Here is a 17,717-nt window from a genome sequence, read left to right as displayed (position 1 = left end):
CTAATGTCATACAGACCAGAAAAAGTAGGCAGTCTTTTACAAGAAGTTATAACAGAAATTTTGATGTATGACCTAAGCGACCCGGTGTTTAAGCAGCTTATCACGATAACCGAGGTTAAAATAGGCGGAGATTTAAGAAAAGCGGTAGTGTTCTTTAGAGTGTATGGTGAGATCCCAGCTGAAGAAGTTAAAGAAGCCTTTAACAGGGCTAAAGGTTATATTAAAAAACTGATAGGAGAAAAAATTACTTTAAAATACATGCCGGACCTTGAGTTTAAGTTAGACGACCGAGAAGAAAAAGAAAGGCAACTTGATAGCTTGTTTGCTAAGATTTCTAAATCCAAAGGAGATGGTTAATCTGGAAATCCTCCTCCAAAAAATTGACAAAAACCGAGACTTTATTTTAGTAACCCACGTTAACCCTGACATAGATGGTCTTTCTTCTATGTTAGCTTTTGGTTTTTTTTTAAAACACCTGAAGAAAAATTTTTATCCAGTGATAGAACGCATACCTAAAAAAGCCGAATTTTTAAAAGGTTTTGAATGGTTTATCCTTCCGGAACAGCTTCCTCATCTTGAGAAGGCTTTGGTTGTTTTGTTCGATGCTTCAACCCCTAAAAGACTTGCTTCAAACGTAGCCCAAAGGTTAACCCCGTTTAAAGATTACGTAGTGATAGACCATCATCAAAAAGAGGAAAATCTCTTTGAAGAAGATGTGCTTTTTATCATCGACCCCAATGCCCCTTCTACTTCAGCCCTCCTTTTTGAGATTTTTAAAAAATTAGGGATAGAAATTACCTACGAGATGGCAGAAAATCTTTTAGCCGGTCTTTATTTTGATACCGGAGGCTTTAGATACGAAAACACCAAGGCTCAGACCTTTGAAATCGCTAAGGAACTATGCGAAAAAGGGGCAAATCCCTCTTACATAGCTAAAAATCTGTTTGAGCAGATAAGTATAGAGGAGGTAAACCTTTTAAAAACCATCCTTAACCGTTTAGAGACGATAAAAACGCATCCTTTTTGTGTGATGTCTTACCTTACCTTTGAAGACCTTGAAAAAAACCCGGTAGAAGACCTTAGTTATTTGGCTAATTTTTTAAGAAGTTTAGAAGGGGTAGACATAGCTATTTTAGTGAAAGAGTTTGAAAAGGGTAAAATAGCGGTAAGCTTAAGAGGCAGAGAGCCTTTTGAAGTTTTAGAGATAGCTAAGCATTTTGGTGGAGGAGGACACAGATACGCCAGCGGTTTTAAGCTTGAAGAAAAAGACCTTCAAACCTTTCTTTTTGATTTGAAAAAGTTTATGAGAGGAGTTTATGAGAAAAGATAATCAGCTAAACGGAATACTTGTGGTTGACAAGCCTGAAGGTTTAACCTCTACTCAAACCTTAGAAAAAGTAAAAAAAATATTAAAAATTAAAAAAGCTGGCCATGGAGGGACCCTTGATCCTATAGCTACTGGAGTTTTACCCATATTACTTGGAAAAGCTACTAAAGTAGCCCAAATATTTTTAGAAGGGGATAAGGTTTATCAAGGGGAGATGCAATTAGGAATTAGTACCCTTACCTTTGATATTACCGGAGAGGTAGTCGCACAAAAACCCATCCCAGATTTTTCCTTAGAAGATTTAAAAAAAGGTGCTCAAACCTTTTTAGGAGAGATAGACCAGATTCCTCCACCCTTTTCTGCTGCCAAATTTAGAGGAAAACCTCTTTATAAATACGCAAGGGATGGACTTCTAATACCAAAGGAACCTAAAAAGGTTAAGGTCTTTCGGTTTGAAATTTTAGACATAACCCTTCCTTACGTGAAGTTTGAAATACATTGTTCTAAAGGTACTTATATTAGGTCTATAGTAAATAGTTTTGGGGAGAGGTTGGAGTGTGGTGCTACACTAACTAAACTTAGAAGGTTAAAAAAAAGTATTTTTACCATAGAAGAAGCCTTAACCTTAGAAGAAATCTCTCGGTTGGTTCAGGAAGATTACGAGGGTTTGGTAAAAAGAATAATTCCTGTAGAAAAATCTCTTGAATTTTTACCTAAAATATTAGTGAGTGAAGATTTTTCTCAACGGATACAAGAGGGTAGACCTATGCATACTTCTTCTTTTCTTTCTTTCATCAAATTTCAGAAACTTACCCTATCCCCCTATCATGAATGGATAAGGATTTTAAACCCAAAAGGCAAGTTAGTAGCCATTATCGAAAACCCATTAAAAAACCTCTCTAATGAATACATAAAATATTTCAGAGTTTTTAAAGACTAAATGAAAAAATTTAAACAGCTTATAAGCATTCTTATAAGGTTTACGATTACCTTTGGTATTTTGTTTTTTTTGTTTAAAAAGACAGACTTTGCTAAGCTAAAGGAAATTTTTAAAAACCTTTCCTTTTTTCCCTATCTAATAGCCCTTTTATGTTTTAACAGTTTTCAACTGATGGTAGCCTTAAGATGGCAAAAACTTTGTGAAAGCTGGGGTTTTAAACAAAATTATTTCTTCTTTCTAAAAAGTTATTTGATGGGATTTTCTTTAAACACCGTTATGCCAGGGATAGTAGGCGGCGACATCCTAAGGACCTTTCTTTTAACAAAAAAAGGACTTCCTTTTAAAAAGGCCACCTTTAGCGTTATGGTAGACCGTTTTTACGGACTTTTAGGTATATTTTTTATCCTTTCTGTCTCTCTTCCTCTATATGGAGGTTTTTTACCAATAAACTTTTATTACTTTATTATTTTTATTACTTATTCAGTAATCATAGGTTTTTTCTTAATTTCTTTATTTTTTACCAAGATTTATCCTAAGGAATATTTTAATCCTGTTCGTCTACCTTATAATCTTTTTCCGGTGCTACTTGGGATTTTAATCCAAGTTTTATTTGTCTTACAGTTCGTTTTTTTAGGTTTGGCTTTGCATTTACAGATAAATTATTCGTATTTTTTTGTAATCATCCCTATTATTAGTTTTTTAGCAGCCTTGCCTCTTAGTATTTCAGGATTAGGGGTTAGAGAAGGTAGTTTAAGTTATTTTTTATCTTTGTTGGGTTTTTCTATAGAACATGGTATATCCTTAGGTATGTTAGGCTATAGTTTAATCCTTATTTCTGCCCTTCCAGGGATATATTTTTATTTAAAAACAAGGGTATCATGGAAATAAGTTTTTTGTTTAAAAGTTTTATCACCCTTTTTACCATCATAGACCCGATTGCCGGGGCTCCTTTCTTTTTAAGTATAACCGCAGGCTATCCTGAAAAAGAACGTCAAAAAATCGCCTTAAAAGCAAGCCTTACAGCTTTGATTACTCTTTTAATCTTTTTTTGGTTAGGTAGATATGTTTTGGCTTTGTTTCAAATTTCTCTTTCTTCTTTTAGGATTGCTGGTGGGACACTTCTTTTTATTACCGCTTTGGAGATGCTTTTTGGTAAGACTACCCAGGTAAAAACTTCAGAAAAAGAGGCAACCCAAGTAAAAGAATTGGAAGACCCATCGGTAGTCCCCTTAGGTATTCCTTATTTAGCCGGTCCTGGTGCGATTACTACAGCTATTATTTTAGGTGAAAGCCCTGAGTTTTCCGTAAAATTAGCCCTTTCGGGGACAATTTTTCTGGTAATACTTATTACCTACTTTATATTAAGCGCCTCAACCAAAATTTTTAAGCATCTTGGAGAACTTGGAACTAAGGCAGTGGTAAGAATTTTAGGTCTTATTTTGGCAAGTATTGCCATAGAATACATCATCACAGGACTAAAAGAAAATTTTTAGCCAAATTTTAGAAAAAACTTTTTTCTTTTAAAAAATTTTTTGTATAATATAAAGCTATGGAGATTTTTAGAAAAAAATCTTTTGATGCAGTTAAACAAACCTCAAAACTTAAACGAGCCCTTACACTAAAAGACATTGTCTTAATAGGGATTGGTGCGGTAGTAGGGGCAGGGATTTTTGTAGTAACGGGACAGGCAGCAGCCTCCTATGCAGGTCCTGGTATTCTACTTTCCTTTATTCTTGCAGGTATAGGGATTGGGCTCACCGCCTTGGTTTATGCTGAATTTTGCTCTGCCTTTCCGTTAGCTGGAGGTGCCTACAACTATGCCTATTTTGTGTTGGGAGAGTTTTGGGCTTGGTTGGTTGGTTGGAATGTGCTTTTAGAATATGGAATAGCTACGGCAGCAGTTTCTACCGGTTGGTCGGGATATTTAAGGGCTTTTTTAGAAAACAATTTGCATGTGCATATCCCTAAGGCTATTTCCGGTCCTTTTAATCCTGCTCAAGGCACATATGTAGACCTTTTTTCCCTTTTAGGGGTTTTGTTGATTTTCTTTTTAGTAACCATAGGTATCAGAAAAAGCGCACTTTTTAATAACGTGGTCGTGGTTTTAAAAATAATCACCTTGTTGGTTTTTATAATTTTTGGACTTAAGCATGTTAGATGGGAACATTTTCGTCCCTTTTTGCCTTTTGGTTGGGAGGGGGTGTGGAGAGGTGCTGCGCTTATCGTGTTTGCTTATTTAGGGTTTGATGCGTTAGCTACCCTGGCAGAAGAAACCAAAGATGTAAAAAGAACACTGCCTAAGGGTTTAATCCTTTCTCTTTTGGTCATAACTTTACTTTACATTTCTGTAGCCTTCGTGTTGGTAGGTGTTTTACCTTATTGGGAATATGAAGGAAAACCTGATGCCTTAGCCTATGCCATGTATAAAATAAATGAAAAGTGGGTAGCAGATTTTATTTCCTTAAGCGCTGTGATTACCATTACTTCGGTCATGTTGGTTATGGCCATAGGTTTTACCAGGATCCTTTATGCGTTAGCAAGAGATGGATTATTGTTTAAGCCTTTTGCTGAAATTCATAAAAAATTTTACACCCCCTACAAAGCCTCGATCACCGGCGGTCTTATTCTCTGCTTTTTTGCTGGTTTTGTCCCTCTAAAAATTTTAGCTGAGCTTATCAACATCGGAACACTTTTTGCTTACTTTATAGTAGGTGTAGCCATTTATTTGGTTAGGTATCGCCCTGATTATCAACCTGCCTTTAAGATTCCTTGGGCCCATATTTTAATCCCGATTAATCTTTTGTTTTTACTTTTTATCATGAGTGGGTTACCGATGGATACCTGGATAAGGTTTATTTTGTGGAGTTTCTTGGGGATTTTGGTCTATTTTTTGTATGGTTATAAACATAGTTCTATAAACTCTAACTCTTAGGATGTAATAGTGTGGTATGTTGAGAAAAATTTTCATTATATTATCAGGGATAACCAAGCTCTTTGTTTTGGGATAATCTTACCTATTATTTGGGGCAATAGGAACAATAAGTTTAGAGCATCTAAGGTAAATGTTGACAAATAAAAAATTTAGGTATAACTTGCTTAAGCAAGCACTTACATTATTATTTTATGGTTTTAGAGGGATAGTTTTATGAAAAGAGTAAATTGTGTGTTGTTTTGTTTATTTTTTTTAATCTTAGGGTTTAAGCCTCCTGTTTTTGCTAAAGAAGTTTTATCTTTAAAAGATCTTATCCTTTCTGGTCTAAAAAACAACCCTCAGATTCAGATTGCAGTTAAAAGTAAAGAACAGTATGTTTTTCAAAAAGATTATGTAAGGTCAAGTTTTTTTCCTTTTCTTTATTTAAAGTACGAGTTTGACAGAACTGATCCAGGCAAAGGGCTTCCTAACCGAGAGGTCCATGCTTTTGGTCCTTATCTAAACTGGAATGTTTTTTCTGGTTTTTCTACTTGGCATTCCTATCAAGAAACTTTAAAACTTATTTCTGCTCAAGATTTTGCGGTAAAAAGGACGATTTTAGACGTTTCTTTAAACATTATCCGAGCTTATTTAGAGTATTTTAAGCAAAAAGCTTTATATGAAGCGGCTTTATCCGACCTTGAAGACGCTAAGATCCTTCTAAAGTTAGCTAAAAAAAAATATGAGGTAGGCCTTTCTCCTTATGCAGATGTGCTTGATGCTGAGGCTAAGGTAAAACAGGCAGAGTTTAACGTTACTAACTATAAATATACAGCCGACATAGCGAAAGCTCAGGTTTTAACCTTGATAAATTATGACATAACCAGAATAGAAGAAATAGAATTTTTACCTTTACAAGAAGAAGACTTAGAGGTAAAAGACTTTAATTTTTATCTCAAAACCGCCATTGAAAAAAGACCAGAGCTTAAAGCAAAAGAAAGCGAAGTTTTTGCACAGGAAGAAAGGGTAAAAAGTGTAAAAGGAAAGTTTTGGCCAAGCATAGACCTTTTTAGTAGTTATTATCAGGTAGACGATAAGTTTTTTCCTGACAAAAATAACGAGTTTGTAGCAGGTTTTAGGGTGACTTTTCCTATTTTTACAGGTTTTCAGCGTTTGGCTGAGTTAAACAAAGAAAAGGTAGGTTTAGAACAAAAAAGGTTAGAAAAGGCAAACATTGAGCTTCAAATAAAACAGGAGGTATTTACCAGCTATAAAAACTATCAGACAACAAAAGAGAGTTTTGAAAGTGCCCTTGTTTGGTTAAAAAGCATGGAAGAAGATTACCGAGTAGTCCAAAAAAAATATGAAACCGGACTGGCAAGTATTGTAGACGTAACTACCCTTTTGGCTCGTCTTTCAGAGGTAAGGTCAAAAGTAGCGATTTCTAAGTATAATTTAATTTATTCTTTTTATGAGCTTTACAGGATGTCTGGGACTATTCCGGAGTTAGACCTATGAAAAGGTTTTGCGTTTTATGGTTAATCTTTTTTTTGTTTTTTTTAGTAGGTTGTCAGAAAGACAAAAAGAAAAAGGATGTTGCCCTACCATCTTCTTCTACTAAGGTAGAAAGAGGGAGTATTTATTTAGAGGTAACTGCTACAGGAGCGGTAAAGCCTCAGGTTGGTGCTCAGGTAAAGGTAGGTTCAAGGGTTTCTGGAAGGGTTGAAAAACTTTTGGTAACCACAGGAGATAAGGTTAAAGCTGGGCAACTTATCGCTATCATAGAACATCAAGACCTACAAGAAGAGGTGAATAGAACTTTTAATCAGTATAAAGAAGCCTTGGCTAACTTAGAAAAGATTAAAAAAGTTTACCCTTCTCAGATTGCAGCTCAAACCAAGAAGGTTAATTCTGCTATAGCAGAACTTCTTCAAATAGAAAGAGAGCTTAAAAGGAATAAGGTTCTTTTTCAAGAAGGTCTTATTTCAAAAAACGACTTAGAAAGATTAGAAAGGGATTATGAGGTAAAAAAATCTACCTTAGAATATGAAAAAGCTAACCTTGAAGCCTTAAAGTCTGAATACGAAAAACAATCAGAAATAGCTAAAGCTCAAGCAGAGAGTGCTAAAAGTGCTTGGAATGCAGCTAAGGTTAAACTTAATTATGCCTTTATTTATTCTCCTATTTCAGGTGTGGTTTCAGAGGTTACGACCCAACAAGGGGAAACGGTAGTTGCTGGTTTAAATGCCCCTACTTTTATAACCGTGGTGGACCTCTCTAAGCTTCAGGTAGAATGTTATGTAGATGAGACAGACATAGGAAGGATTGCTGTAAGCCAAGAGGCTACTTTTACTGTGGACAGTTACCCTAATAAGGTATTTAGAGCTAAGGTAAAAACCATTTATCCTGGAGCTATCATCAAGAATAACGTAGTTTTTTATGATGTAGTGCTTGAAATTTTAGACCCTTATGAAAATTTACTACGTCCGGAGATGACAGCCCAGGTTACCATAATAGCAGGTAAAAAAGAAAATGTGCTTTTAGTTCCTTCTAAAGCAGTAAAAATAGACCCACAGGGAAATTATTATGTAATGGTAAAAAAAGGGGATAAATGGGAAAAACGAATAGTAAAAATAGGTTGGGAATCCCGCGGAAAAACCGAAATTTTAGAAGGACTTAAAGAAGGTGAGGAAGTAGGTTTGTGGGAAACAAGATAGTAGTCTTAGAAAACATTCAAAAAACCTATCAAATAGGTAAAGTCTTTTATCAAGTGTTAAAAGGGATAGACTTAGAGGTAGAGGAAGGAGATTTTTTAGTAATTATGGGGGCTTCTGGGAGTGGAAAAACCACCCTTTTAAACCTCATCGGTCTGCTTGACAAACCAACCTCAGGCAAGTATTTTTTAGACGGTGAAGAGGTAAGCCATTTAGATAGTAAAAGATTATCTTATATAAGAAATAGAAAGATTGGGTTTATTTTTCAGGCCTTTCACTTGGTACCTTGGGCTAATGCTTTAGAAAACGTTTTATTACCGTTACTTTATAGGCCCGAAGGGATTTCTAAAAAAGATAAAGAAAGGGCTGTTGCCTTGCTCGAAAGATTAGGTTTGGCAGATCGTATTTATGCTAAACCTACTGAGCTTTCAGGGGGTCAACAACAAAGGGTAGCCATAGCCAGGGCATTGATAACCTCCCCTAAACTTCTTTTGGCAGACGAACCTACTGGAAACCTTGACAGTGCAAGTAGTAAAGAAGTTATGAATATATTTAAAGAATTAAACGCAGGAGGCCTAACTATTATAATGGTAACCCATGACCCAGAAATTGCTAAAACCGGAAAAAAAATTAAGTTTATAAAAGACGGAATTTTTGTAGATGAAAAAACATTTTGAATCGGTTTTCTTAAAAGATGTTTTAAAAGAACTTTTTTCTAATAAAATCAACTTAGTTTTTATGCTTTTAGCTTTAGTTATAAGTTTGACAGCCTTAAACACCATTTATTCTTTAGGAGAATCTGCCAAAAAACAGGTTTTAGACGTATTAGCCAACCTTCAATTTGGTAAAGATGCTATGTTGGTCATAGCAGGGGGAGGAAAAATTGTAGGGGTTACAACTACCAGGGCAGATACGATGAAAATGAAAGACGTAGAAGATATAGAAAAGCTTGAGTTTGTAAGATTAGTTTCACCTTGGGCAAGAGGCATACTTGAGGTATCTTATAAAGGTTTTTCTGAAAAAATAAGAATAGAAGGGGTTACACCGTCTTATACCATAGCCAACAACTGGTATCCCAAAGAAGGAAGGTTTTTTAATGAAGAAGACTTGAAAACTATGGCTAAGGTTTGTGTATTAGGTGCTGAGATACCTCAAAAACTTAATACAAAACAACTTATAGGTGAAAAAATCAAGATAGGCGGAGAATATTTTGAGATTATAGGGATTTTAGAACCAAAACCTTCTTTTGGGCATTTTAGACATGATGAAAGGATTTTAATTCCTTTAACCACCGCTATGAGAAGGGTTTTTAACAAAGACCATTTAGATGCGATGAAAATTCTTTTTAAAGAAAATACTGACGTTAATCTTGCTCAAGAGGCCATAAGAAACCTCTTGAGAAAAAACCACAATCTTTATGGGATACAGCCAGATGATTTTAGGCTTATTACTCCGGACATGGCTATAGAAAGATTTACTGCTGCTACCAGAATTCTTACTGTGTTTTTATTAGCTATTTCGGTAATCAGTTTAGTAATAAGTGGAGTTATCATCATGAATCTAATGTATGCTAACATCGAGGAAAAGTCTTCGGTGATAGCCTTGAGATTAGCCTTAGGGGCAACCCCCTCTCACATCATCAAGCATTACCTTACCATTGCTCTTATAATAGCCTTAATAAGTGGTGTTATAGGTTGGATTTTGAGCTTAGGGTTGATGAAACTTATTTCTTTCTTTAGTCCTTTAAAACCTTTATTTTCTTGGAATACTTTTTTTATAAGCCTTTGTTTTTCAACATTAACCACCGTTATTTTTAGTCTTATTCCTGCTTATAAAGCCACTCAAATAGAACCGTCTATTTTATTAAAAAGCCTATGATACTAAAGTATAAACTACTTTGGGGTGGTTTGTTTCATAAAAAATTAAGGCTTATTTTGTCTATTATAGGTATCATAATAGGGGTATCTTCTTTACTTTTGATGAACGCCTTTGGAGAAGCTGCTAAGGTTAGAACCTTAAAAGAGATAGAAACCTTTGGCCCTGAGGTTTTTATGGTGGTTGCGGGAAATGTAAAAGTTTCTGCAGGAAGGGCCATCCAAACAGAAATCACTACTACGCTTAAACCAGAAGATGCAGAGGCTTTAAGAAAGATAAGTGGTATCAGGTTCATCTCTCCATACTTTACCGGAGATGCGATCGTAAGATTTAGTGGAAATACAGTAAGCACCATATTAAACGGGGTAAACGAAGAGTACATAAAACTAAGAAAATTTCCGTTAGAGGAAGGTAGAAATTTTTTTAAGGATGAAATATTAAGCTATAAAAAGGTGGTTATCTTAGGGAACAAGGTTAAAAACCAACTTTTTGGCAAAGAAAATCCGATAGGTCAAACGATATTGATAAACAAACTGCCTTTTAAGGTTGTCGGTGTTTTAGCCCCTATAGGGATAGACGCAAGCAACGCAGACCAAGACGACCAAGTCATCATACCTTATACCATAGCGATTTCTGCGGTTTATAATGTTGACTACATAAGAGGTATTTTTATCTCTGTAGAAAATCCTTTAGACCTTCCTGTTATTGAAAATCAAATCGATTCAATCCTTTCTAAAAGGCACAAAGTTACAGAAAAAAACAAAGATTTTACCATTGTTAAGGCTGACGACATCCTCAAAGCTAAAACCCAAACAACCAACCTTTTTTCTTCTTTGGTGAAAAGTGTTTCTATTCTTTGTTTGGTAGTAGGGGCTTTAGGGGTTACTGCCATTATGACCCTTGCGGTTAACGAGCGTAAAAAAGAGATCGGTATAAGAAAGGCGGTAGGTGCTAAAGAATGGGATATTCTTTTACAGTTTTTGATAGAAAGTGTGCTGGTTACTTTAGTAGGAGGTTTTATAGGTGTAAGTTTAGGGGTAGTCCTGACCCTTATTTTGTTACCTCTCTTTAATTACCCTCTGATATTTCCGATTACACCTATCCTTACTTCAACCGGATTAACCATTATTTTTGGGATATTTGCAGGAGTTTATCCCTCCTATAAAGCCTCAAAGGTAGATCCTATCGTGCTTTTAAGGTCCTTTTAAGCTTCTTGTAAAAACTTTTTAAAACATTATAATAGAGTTATGAAAATGTTTACGGTAAGTCAGTTAGAGTTTTTAAAAGAGTTAAATCCTGCTCAGCTTGAGGCGGTCCAAACGATTTTTGGGCCTCTTTTGGTGATAGCAGGGGCAGGTTCAGGTAAAACGAGAACCCTTACCTCAAGGATGGCCTATTTAGTAGCCCAAGGGGTTCCACCTGAAAAGATATTACTTTTAACCTTTACTAAAAGGGCTTCAAAAGAGATGATACAAAGAGCAGGAGCTCTTTTAAAAACTGATTGTGATAAAATCATAGGAGGAACCTTCCATTCTATCTCACAATATATGCTTAGGTTTTATGGATATCTTTTAGGTTATCAGTCTAACTTTACTATCCTTGATAGAAGCGATTCTGAAGACTTGATACATCTTTTAAGAAATAGTTTAGGGTTTGCCGATGCCAAAAAAAAGTTTCCTAAAAAAGAAACCTTGGCTACCATTTACAGCAAGATGGTTAACCAACAAAGGACTCTTGAAGACCTTTTGAAAACCTATTATCCTCAGTTTTTAGATTTTTATTATGAGATAGAAAGGCTTTTGATAGAGTATCAAAACTACAAGAAAGAACATCATCTAATGGATTATGATGACCTTTTAGTCAATTGGCTTAGCATTTTAAAAACTTATCCCCAAATAAGAGAAGAAATCGGAAAACGTTTTGAGTTTATCATGGTAGACGAATATCAAGATACCAATACCCTTCAAGGTGAAATCATCAGATATATGGCTGAAAGGCATCAAAATGTAATGGTTGTGGGAGATGATTCTCAAAGCATTTATGGATTCAGAGGGGCTAATTATAAAAACATTTTTGATTTTCCTAAGCTTTTTCCAAATACTAAAATAATCAAACTTGAGCAAAATTACCGTAGCACCCAACCTATTTTAGACTTAGCCAACCATATAATTGCTAAATCTAAAATAAAATACACCAAAAACTTGTTTACCTTGCGAAAGGACGGAAAAAAACCTGTTTTGTTTTATGCTGAAGACGAGACAGAGTCAAGCAAGTTTGTAGCAGAAAAGGTTTTAGAACTCCGAGAAAAGGGAATAAAACTCTCTCAGATAGCGGTGCTGTTTAGGTCTGCCTCTCATTCGTTTGATTTAGAAATGGAACTTACCAAAAGAGGTATACCTTTTATCAAATATGGGGGATTAAAACTTTTAGAAGCGGCCCATATAAAAGATTTTCTTTCTATTTTAAGGATACTTAGCAATCCTAAAGACTTTTTGTCTTGGAACAGGGTTCTTTTACTGCTTGAAGGTATAGGTCCAAGAACAGCAGAAAAGATAATAGAAACTCTAAAACAAGCTAATAATGACTTTTTCTTTTCTTTAGAAAGACTTACCTATAGGTTTTCTTTTTTAGAGTTTAAAGCTCTTATTTCTTTAATAACCGAGGTAGTTAAGTTTAAAGAAAAACCCTCTAATTGTCTTCTAAGAGTCTGGGACTTTTATCAACCTATTTTTCAAAGAGTATATTACGAAGATTATCACCGAAGAGAAAGAGACATAGAGGCCCTTTTAGACCTTTCAGAAAAATATGAGACCTTGGAAGAGTTTTTGACAGACCTAATGTTAGAACCCATAGAGATCTATGAAAAGAAGCCTGCTGAACTTGACGACCATTTAGTCCTATCAACCGTACATTCAGCAAAAGGATTAGAATGGCATACCGTTTTTATTTTATCTCTTATAGATGGTAGGTTTCCCTCGGTTTACAGTTTAGAAAATGAAGAAGAGTTAGAAGAGGAAAGAAGGCTCTTTTATGTAGCGGTGACCCGTGCAAGAGAAGAACTTTTCCTTATCTCTCCTATGACTACCTATGTAAGAGGAGAAGGAAAAACCCTTGCCAAGGTTTCTAAGTTTATAAAAGATTTAGACCTTAATTTATTTCAAGTTTACCATAAAAAAGAAGAAAAAAAACTCTCCTTAAAGGATTCTAAAAACGGTGGTCAAGACATTAAACCCAGCTTTACAAAAAATCTTTTCCGTTTTAAAATAGGAGATTTAGTAAAACACCCTCATTTTGGGATAGGAGAGGTGATGGAAGTAGTTGGTGAAGAAAAAGTTAGGATAAACTTCCCTCAAAAAGGACCTACCCTTCTTAATCTAAAATATACTAAATTAGAAAAAATTATTAATTAAATCTTATGCTTGATAAGGTAGAATTAGCCACCAAGGTTAAAACTAGTATACTCCAAAGAAACATAGCTTTAGGTTCTTTAGATTATCTTCCTAAACATATAAAACCACAACTTGACCAATGGTTAAATAAAGCGGTACTTCTTTATGGTCAAAATAAAGTTGAATACTTAACTATAAAACCAATAAATGATAAAAACCTTGTGATAGAAGTTTCTGATCCTTCACATTTTGAATTAGGAAAGATAATTTTGGTGATTCTCCCAGATGGACAGCAACGCTATATTTTTCAATGTTTAATCAAAAAAATAGAAAATAATTATTTAGAGATAGAAATTTTATCCCCTAGGTATGATCAAAGGATTAAACTACCCGGTAATATTCCGGTTTTTATGTCGATAATAAATAAACATGCTTTTAATAAGTTCTTAGAAGAAGGATATTATTTGATACGAGAAAGCAACTTTAGCCTAAATTCTTCTCAAGACCTTAAAGACCTTTATTTTTATGACCTTATCATAGATAACCAAAACAACGTAGAAAGTAATTTTAGAAATTATATTTCTAAAAACAATCTGATGGGAATTTTGATAGACATAAGCAGTGGAGGAGCTTGTGTTAAAGTGCCAACCCTTTTATTATTTTCTGAAGAGGATTTAAACGAAATTTTTATGTTTTACCTAAAGTTTGAGATCGTGTTAAAGGAAACAAAAATTAAATGTGGACTTCTCTCATCTCTTAGAAATTTTAGGTTTGAACAAACCTCAACCTATTTACACTTCATGTTTTTACTTTCTTTTAAAAATGAAATTTGGCAAAAAATAAAATCTTTACTGAGTTTTACCTAATATTTCGTTAATTTTTTCTAAAATCTTAAGAGATAGATCTACTGGGTTTTGATCTGAAAGTTTAAAAATAACTTTGATCCCCTTTTTGTCTTGTTTAGTTAGAAAAGAAAATCCTTCTTTATTAAGAGGCCTAAACCAAGGTAAGATTTCTTTTTTTCTTACTAAAAACACCAAGTCTTTTCCTTTTAATTCTAACAAAGGAATTTTCAGTTCTTTCATGTAAAGTTTTATGAGGAAAATTTTAACCAAATTTTTTATAGGGTCAGGCATTTCTCCATATTTATCCTTTAAAAATTCTATAAACTCCAACAGGTCTTCTTTGGTTTTATTTATTACCAGCTCTCTATACAAGCTCAATCTTTCTTCGCTTTCAGGTACATATTCCTTAGGGATAAAAGCAGGGACTTTTAAGTTAACTTCTGGTTCCCAATCTTCTATCTCTTCGCCTTTTAAGGCTTTAATGGTATTTTCAAGAAGTTCTAAATACAGCTCATAGCCTACGGTGTTGATATGTCCTGCTTGCTTTATACCAAGAAGTTCGCCAGCTCCTCTAATTTTTAAGTCGCTTAAGGCTAACTTAAAACCTGCCCCTAAATCTGTAAATTTCATCAAGGCTTTAAACCTTTTTTGTGCGTCTTCTGATAAATTTTTTAAAGAGGGCACAAGGAGATAAGCATAAGCTGCTTCTTGGGAACGCCCTACCCTTCCTCTTAACTGGTAGATGTCTGCCACTCCCAACATATCAGCCCGGTTGATGATGATGGTATTCGCAGAAGGGATGTCTATTCCACTTCCTATAATAGGAGTGCATACCAACATGTCTATTTCTTTATTTAAAAATTTATATAGATTTTTTTCTATAAGGTCTGGAGGCATCTGTCCATGAATGGTTTCTAATCTAACCTCTGGACAGAGCTTTTTAACATAGTTTGCCAAAGAACGTAGACCTTGTATACGAGGGTTTACTAAAAAAATCTGCCCCCCTCGTTCAAGTTCTTTTTCTATGGCATACTTTATAACCTCTGGATCGAACTTAGCCATTACAGTCTTGATGGGTTTTCTACCCTCGGGAGGAGATTCGATGACTGAAAGTTCAAAAACCCCAAGTAAACTTAACTGTAAACTTCTTGGAATAGGGGTAGCTGAAAGAGAAAGAACCTTTACATTTTTTTTGAGTTGTTTTAACTTTTCTTTTTGTTTGACCCCAAACTTATGTTCTTCATCGATAACTATCAGTCCTAAGTCTTTAAACTCTACATCATGAGAAAGTAGCCTATGAGTGCCTATCACTACCTTAATTTCTCCTTCAACCAACCCTTTTAAAGTTTGTTTTTGCTCTTTTTCAGATCTAAGCCTTGATAAAATTCCCACCTTTATTCCAAAAGGTTCAAGTCTTGGCTTAAAGTTTCTATAATGCTGTTCGGCTAAAATGGTAGTAGGAACAAGAAAAGCTACCTGTTTTCCTGAATAGGCTGCCACAAAAATAGCCCTTAAAGCTACCTCTGTTTTCCCAAACCCTACATCCCCTACTAAAAGTCTTTCCATAGGTTTATCACTACATAGGTCCTTCAAAACCTCTTCTATAGCGATTTTTTGGTCAGGTGTTTCTTCATAAGGAAAAGTAGCCCTAAATTCTTCATAGGCTAAGGCAGGGAAAGAAAGAGAATAACTTTTTAAAGCCTTTCTCTCTGCATAAAGCGAGAGCAGTTCTTGTACCACCTCTGTCAGTTCTTTTTCTATTTTTTTCTTTTTCAGTAGAAAAGATTTTTTCCCCAGTTTATCTAATTTAGGAGGTTTTTCCGTTAATCCTACATAAGGATAAAGTTCATCTAACCTAAAAACAGGTAAATAAAGTTTATCTCCTCCTTCGTATTCAATCTCTAAAAATTCCCCTTCCATCCCATCTATAGATAATATGTTTAGCCCTAAATACTTACCTATTCCATGGACCCTATGTACTACCAAATCCCCTGGCTTAAGGTCTTCAAATTTTCTAAAATAACCTTTGGCCCTTTTAACTCCTTGTTTAGGACTTTTTCCTCTAAAATATCCTCTTCCAAAAAGCTCAGCTTCTGAGGTTACCCAAAGTTTTTGGTCTTTAAGATAAAATCCTTTTCTTACATAACCTTGTTTAAACTCTAAACCTTCCAAGTTTTCTAATCCTCTACTTTTTAAACCTTCTAAGATTATTTGAGGGGTATAAGGTTCTGAAGTTACCAACCAAACCTTATCTCCTTCTTCTAAAGCCGACTTCAAGAGTCTAAACCCTACCTCTATTCTCTCTGTAGGGTTTAATACCAACGGGTCTCTTTTAATTACCTCTACTTCCAAAACTTTTTCATCAAGAGAAGCACTTGCCAAAAGTTTTCCAGCTTTTATTACTAAACCTTTTTCAAACCAACTAAAAAAATCTTGGGTACTTAGATATACTTCTTCTGGTTCAAAAAACAATCTTTTCTTCTCTTTAGCTTTAAGAGCGTTAACATGAATTTTTTCCCAAAACATTTCTACCTTAGTTTCTATAAGTTCTGGTTCATAAAGCAAAAAACAAAGTTTGGAGTTAATATATTCAAAAGGAAAGCTTAAGCGTTCATGAAAAATTGGAAGTAGAAATTCAGGATTTTCGGTAAAGCTTTTTTGTTCTATTTGGGCTAAAACCTTAGATAAATAATTTTCTTCTATCTTTTCTTTTAAGCCGAATAACCTTTGATAAAGGATTTTCAAATCTTCAGGTAAAAACAACTCTTTACATGGTATGATGCTTACCTCTTCCAAGGTTAAAAAACTTTTTTGGGTATCTGGAGCAAAATGTTTTATGGCTACAACTTGATCTCCAAAAAATTCAATCCTTACAGGATATTCGTAATTTGGAGACCAAAGGTCAACTACCGAACCTTTAACCGCAAACCCACCTTTTTCTCTAACCACCCCTACCCTTTCATATCCCAGTTCTAAAAGCCTTAAAAGTAACTTTTCTCTTTCTACTTTTTCCCCTAAAATAAGATAAAGATACTCTTTTTGTAAAATCTCCTTAGGAATCACCTTTTTTAAAAAACTGCAGGCATCGCCAGCTATGATTTTATAGTTTTTAAGGTTCCAAAGCACCCCTATTCTTTCCACCTCTTCTTCAGAAGAAGATAACATCTCTTTAAAAGGAAGTAGGTCTACCCCAGGATAGAGTGCAATCTTTTCTTCAGAAAAAACCTTAAAGGCCTGGAAAAACTCTTCTGCTTGAGAAAATTCAGGGAAAATAGCAAAAAATACACGGTCTTTAAGCAAAGAACCTTTTATGCCTTCAGCAAGAAGATAGGCTAAAAAAACAATATTATCAGAATTTATAATTAAATTATAATTTTTACTATTTAAAAGTTCTTCTAATTTTTTAGCTAAAAACATTTTAAGTCCTACATAAAAGTTTTTATCAAAAACTTGGTTTAAATTTAATTAAAAAAAACTAAAATTCAACCCAAAACTTTTCTTCTAAAATATCTATAATCTATATTAAGCCTTTATCGATAGAGAATTCCCAAATTGTTCTCCCGTTTTCTTTTGAATAAATATGAATTCACATGATAAGCCTTTAACTATGTCTAAAGTAAAGATTAGAAACACCTTTCTTTTTAATTTGGGCAACGCTTTATTGATATTCTTTAGAAGAAAGATTATAGGATCGATAGTGCAATTTTAGGATTAAA

Annotated in this window: 14 protein-coding genes; 13 read left to right on the top strand and 1 reads right to left on the bottom strand. The window is 34.4% G+C overall.

All coding sequences use genetic code 11. The features are described 5' to 3' along the window. The first annotated feature begins 3 nt into the window (after window positions 1-3). The 13 genes from rbfA (at window position 4) to F1847_RS04475 (ending at window position 14,022) form a co-directional block, all read left to right on the top strand. Window positions 4-357 carry a 30S ribosome-binding factor RbfA gene (gene rbfA / locus F1847_RS04535; protein WP_150071908.1) on the top strand — a complete coding sequence of 118 codons (354 nt, stop codon included), beginning with the start codon at window positions 4-6 and terminating at the stop codon, window positions 355-357. Beyond that, a complete protein-coding gene (locus F1847_RS04530; protein WP_150071907.1) occupies window positions 350-1,330 on the top strand; it encodes a bifunctional oligoribonuclease/PAP phosphatase NrnA in 981 nt (326 codons plus the stop codon). The genes rbfA and F1847_RS04530 overlap by 8 nt, the downstream gene beginning before the upstream one ends. Further along, complete coding sequence (gene truB / locus F1847_RS04525) at window positions 1,317-2,267, top strand: tRNA pseudouridine(55) synthase TruB (protein ID WP_150071906.1); 951 nt, start codon at window positions 1,317-1,319, stop codon at window positions 2,265-2,267. The genes F1847_RS04530 and truB overlap by 14 nt, the downstream gene beginning before the upstream one ends. After that, on the top strand, window positions 2,268-3,155 hold the full coding sequence (locus F1847_RS04520; protein ID WP_150071905.1) for a lysylphosphatidylglycerol synthase transmembrane domain-containing protein: 888 nt from the start codon (window positions 2,268-2,270) through the stop codon (window positions 3,153-3,155). Then, window positions 3,146-3,760, top strand: a complete 615-nt coding sequence (locus tag F1847_RS04515; protein ID WP_150071904.1) for a MarC family protein — start codon at window positions 3,146-3,148, stop codon at window positions 3,758-3,760. Before F1847_RS04520 ends, F1847_RS04515 begins: the two co-directional genes overlap by 10 nt. 56 nt (window positions 3,761-3,816) lie before the next feature. Beyond that, entirely contained in the window at window positions 3,817-5,199 is a 1,383-nt protein-coding gene (locus tag F1847_RS04510; protein WP_150071903.1) for an amino acid permease, read from the top strand. Window positions 5,200-5,412: 213 nt separating this feature from the next. Continuing rightward, complete coding sequence (locus F1847_RS04505; RefSeq protein ID WP_150071902.1) at window positions 5,413-6,696, top strand: TolC family protein; 1,284 nt, start codon at window positions 5,413-5,415, stop codon at window positions 6,694-6,696. Further along, complete coding sequence (locus tag F1847_RS04500; RefSeq protein ID WP_150071901.1) at window positions 6,693-7,895, top strand: efflux RND transporter periplasmic adaptor subunit; 1,203 nt, start codon at window positions 6,693-6,695, stop codon at window positions 7,893-7,895. The genes F1847_RS04505 and F1847_RS04500 overlap by 4 nt, the downstream gene beginning before the upstream one ends. Continuing rightward, window positions 7,880-8,569, top strand: coding sequence for an ABC transporter ATP-binding protein (locus F1847_RS04495; protein ID WP_240702866.1), 690 nt, complete (start codon window positions 7,880-7,882; stop codon window positions 8,567-8,569). The genes F1847_RS04500 and F1847_RS04495 overlap by 16 nt, the downstream gene beginning before the upstream one ends. Beyond that, complete coding sequence (locus F1847_RS04490; protein WP_150071900.1) at window positions 8,553-9,770, top strand: ABC transporter permease; 1,218 nt, start codon at window positions 8,553-8,555, stop codon at window positions 9,768-9,770. Before F1847_RS04495 ends, F1847_RS04490 begins: the two co-directional genes overlap by 17 nt. 29 nt (window positions 9,771-9,799) lie before the next feature. Continuing rightward, window positions 9,800-10,975: an ABC transporter permease gene (locus F1847_RS04485; protein WP_168194268.1), complete on the top strand. Its 1,176-nt coding sequence runs from the start codon at window positions 9,800-9,802 to the stop codon at window positions 10,973-10,975. Window positions 10,976-11,020: 45 nt separating this feature from the next. After that, complete coding sequence (locus F1847_RS04480; RefSeq protein WP_150071898.1) at window positions 11,021-13,177, top strand: ATP-dependent helicase; 2,157 nt, start codon at window positions 11,021-11,023, stop codon at window positions 13,175-13,177. A gap of 5 nt (window positions 13,178-13,182) precedes the next feature. Next, entirely contained in the window at window positions 13,183-14,022 is an 840-nt protein-coding gene (locus F1847_RS04475) for a hypothetical protein (RefSeq protein ID WP_150071897.1), read from the top strand. Here the strand turns inward: F1847_RS04475 and mfd are convergent. After that, a complete protein-coding gene (mfd, locus tag F1847_RS04470; RefSeq protein WP_150071896.1) occupies window positions 14,005-17,418 on the bottom strand; it encodes a transcription-repair coupling factor in 3,414 nt (1,137 codons plus the stop codon). The genes F1847_RS04475 and mfd overlap by 18 nt on opposite strands. Window positions 17,419-17,717: the final 299 nt, after the last annotated feature.

Origin of the sequence: Thermodesulfobacterium sp. TA1 (assembly GCF_008630935.1) — a bacterium.
GTDB lineage: Bacteria > Desulfobacterota > Thermodesulfobacteria > Thermodesulfobacteriales > Thermodesulfobacteriaceae > Thermodesulfobacterium.
Note: the sequence above shows the minus strand (reverse complement) of the source record. Positions and strands in the feature narration are given on the sequence as shown.

What these genes read in the sequence shown, in the direction of transcription:
- rbfA (WP_150071908.1), top strand. Translation starts at nt 4, where the DNA reads ATGTCATACAGACCAGAAAAAGTAGGCAGTCTTTTACAAGAAGTTATA.
- F1847_RS04530 (WP_150071907.1), top strand. Translation starts at nt 350, where the DNA reads ATGGTTAATCTGGAAATCCTCCTCCAAAAAATTGACAAAAACCGAGAC.
- truB (WP_150071906.1), top strand. Translation starts at nt 1,317, where the DNA reads ATGAGAAAAGATAATCAGCTAAACGGAATACTTGTGGTTGACAAGCCT.
- F1847_RS04520 (WP_150071905.1), top strand. Translation starts at nt 2,268, where the DNA reads ATGAAAAAATTTAAACAGCTTATAAGCATTCTTATAAGGTTTACGATT.
- F1847_RS04515 (WP_150071904.1), top strand. Translation starts at nt 3,146, where the DNA reads ATGGAAATAAGTTTTTTGTTTAAAAGTTTTATCACCCTTTTTACCATC.
- F1847_RS04510 (WP_150071903.1), top strand. Translation starts at nt 3,817, where the DNA reads ATGGAGATTTTTAGAAAAAAATCTTTTGATGCAGTTAAACAAACCTCA.
- F1847_RS04505 (WP_150071902.1), top strand. Translation starts at nt 5,413, where the DNA reads ATGAAAAGAGTAAATTGTGTGTTGTTTTGTTTATTTTTTTTAATCTTA.
- F1847_RS04500 (WP_150071901.1), top strand. Translation starts at nt 6,693, where the DNA reads ATGAAAAGGTTTTGCGTTTTATGGTTAATCTTTTTTTTGTTTTTTTTA.
- F1847_RS04490 (WP_150071900.1), top strand. Translation starts at nt 8,553, where the DNA reads ATGAAAAAACATTTTGAATCGGTTTTCTTAAAAGATGTTTTAAAAGAA.
- F1847_RS04480 (WP_150071898.1), top strand. Translation starts at nt 11,021, where the DNA reads ATGTTTACGGTAAGTCAGTTAGAGTTTTTAAAAGAGTTAAATCCTGCT.
- F1847_RS04475 (WP_150071897.1), top strand. Translation starts at nt 13,183, where the DNA reads ATGCTTGATAAGGTAGAATTAGCCACCAAGGTTAAAACTAGTATACTC.
- mfd (WP_150071896.1), bottom strand. Translation starts at nt 17,418, where the DNA reads ATGTTTTTAGCTAAAAAATTAGAAGAACTTTTAAATAGTAAAAATTAT.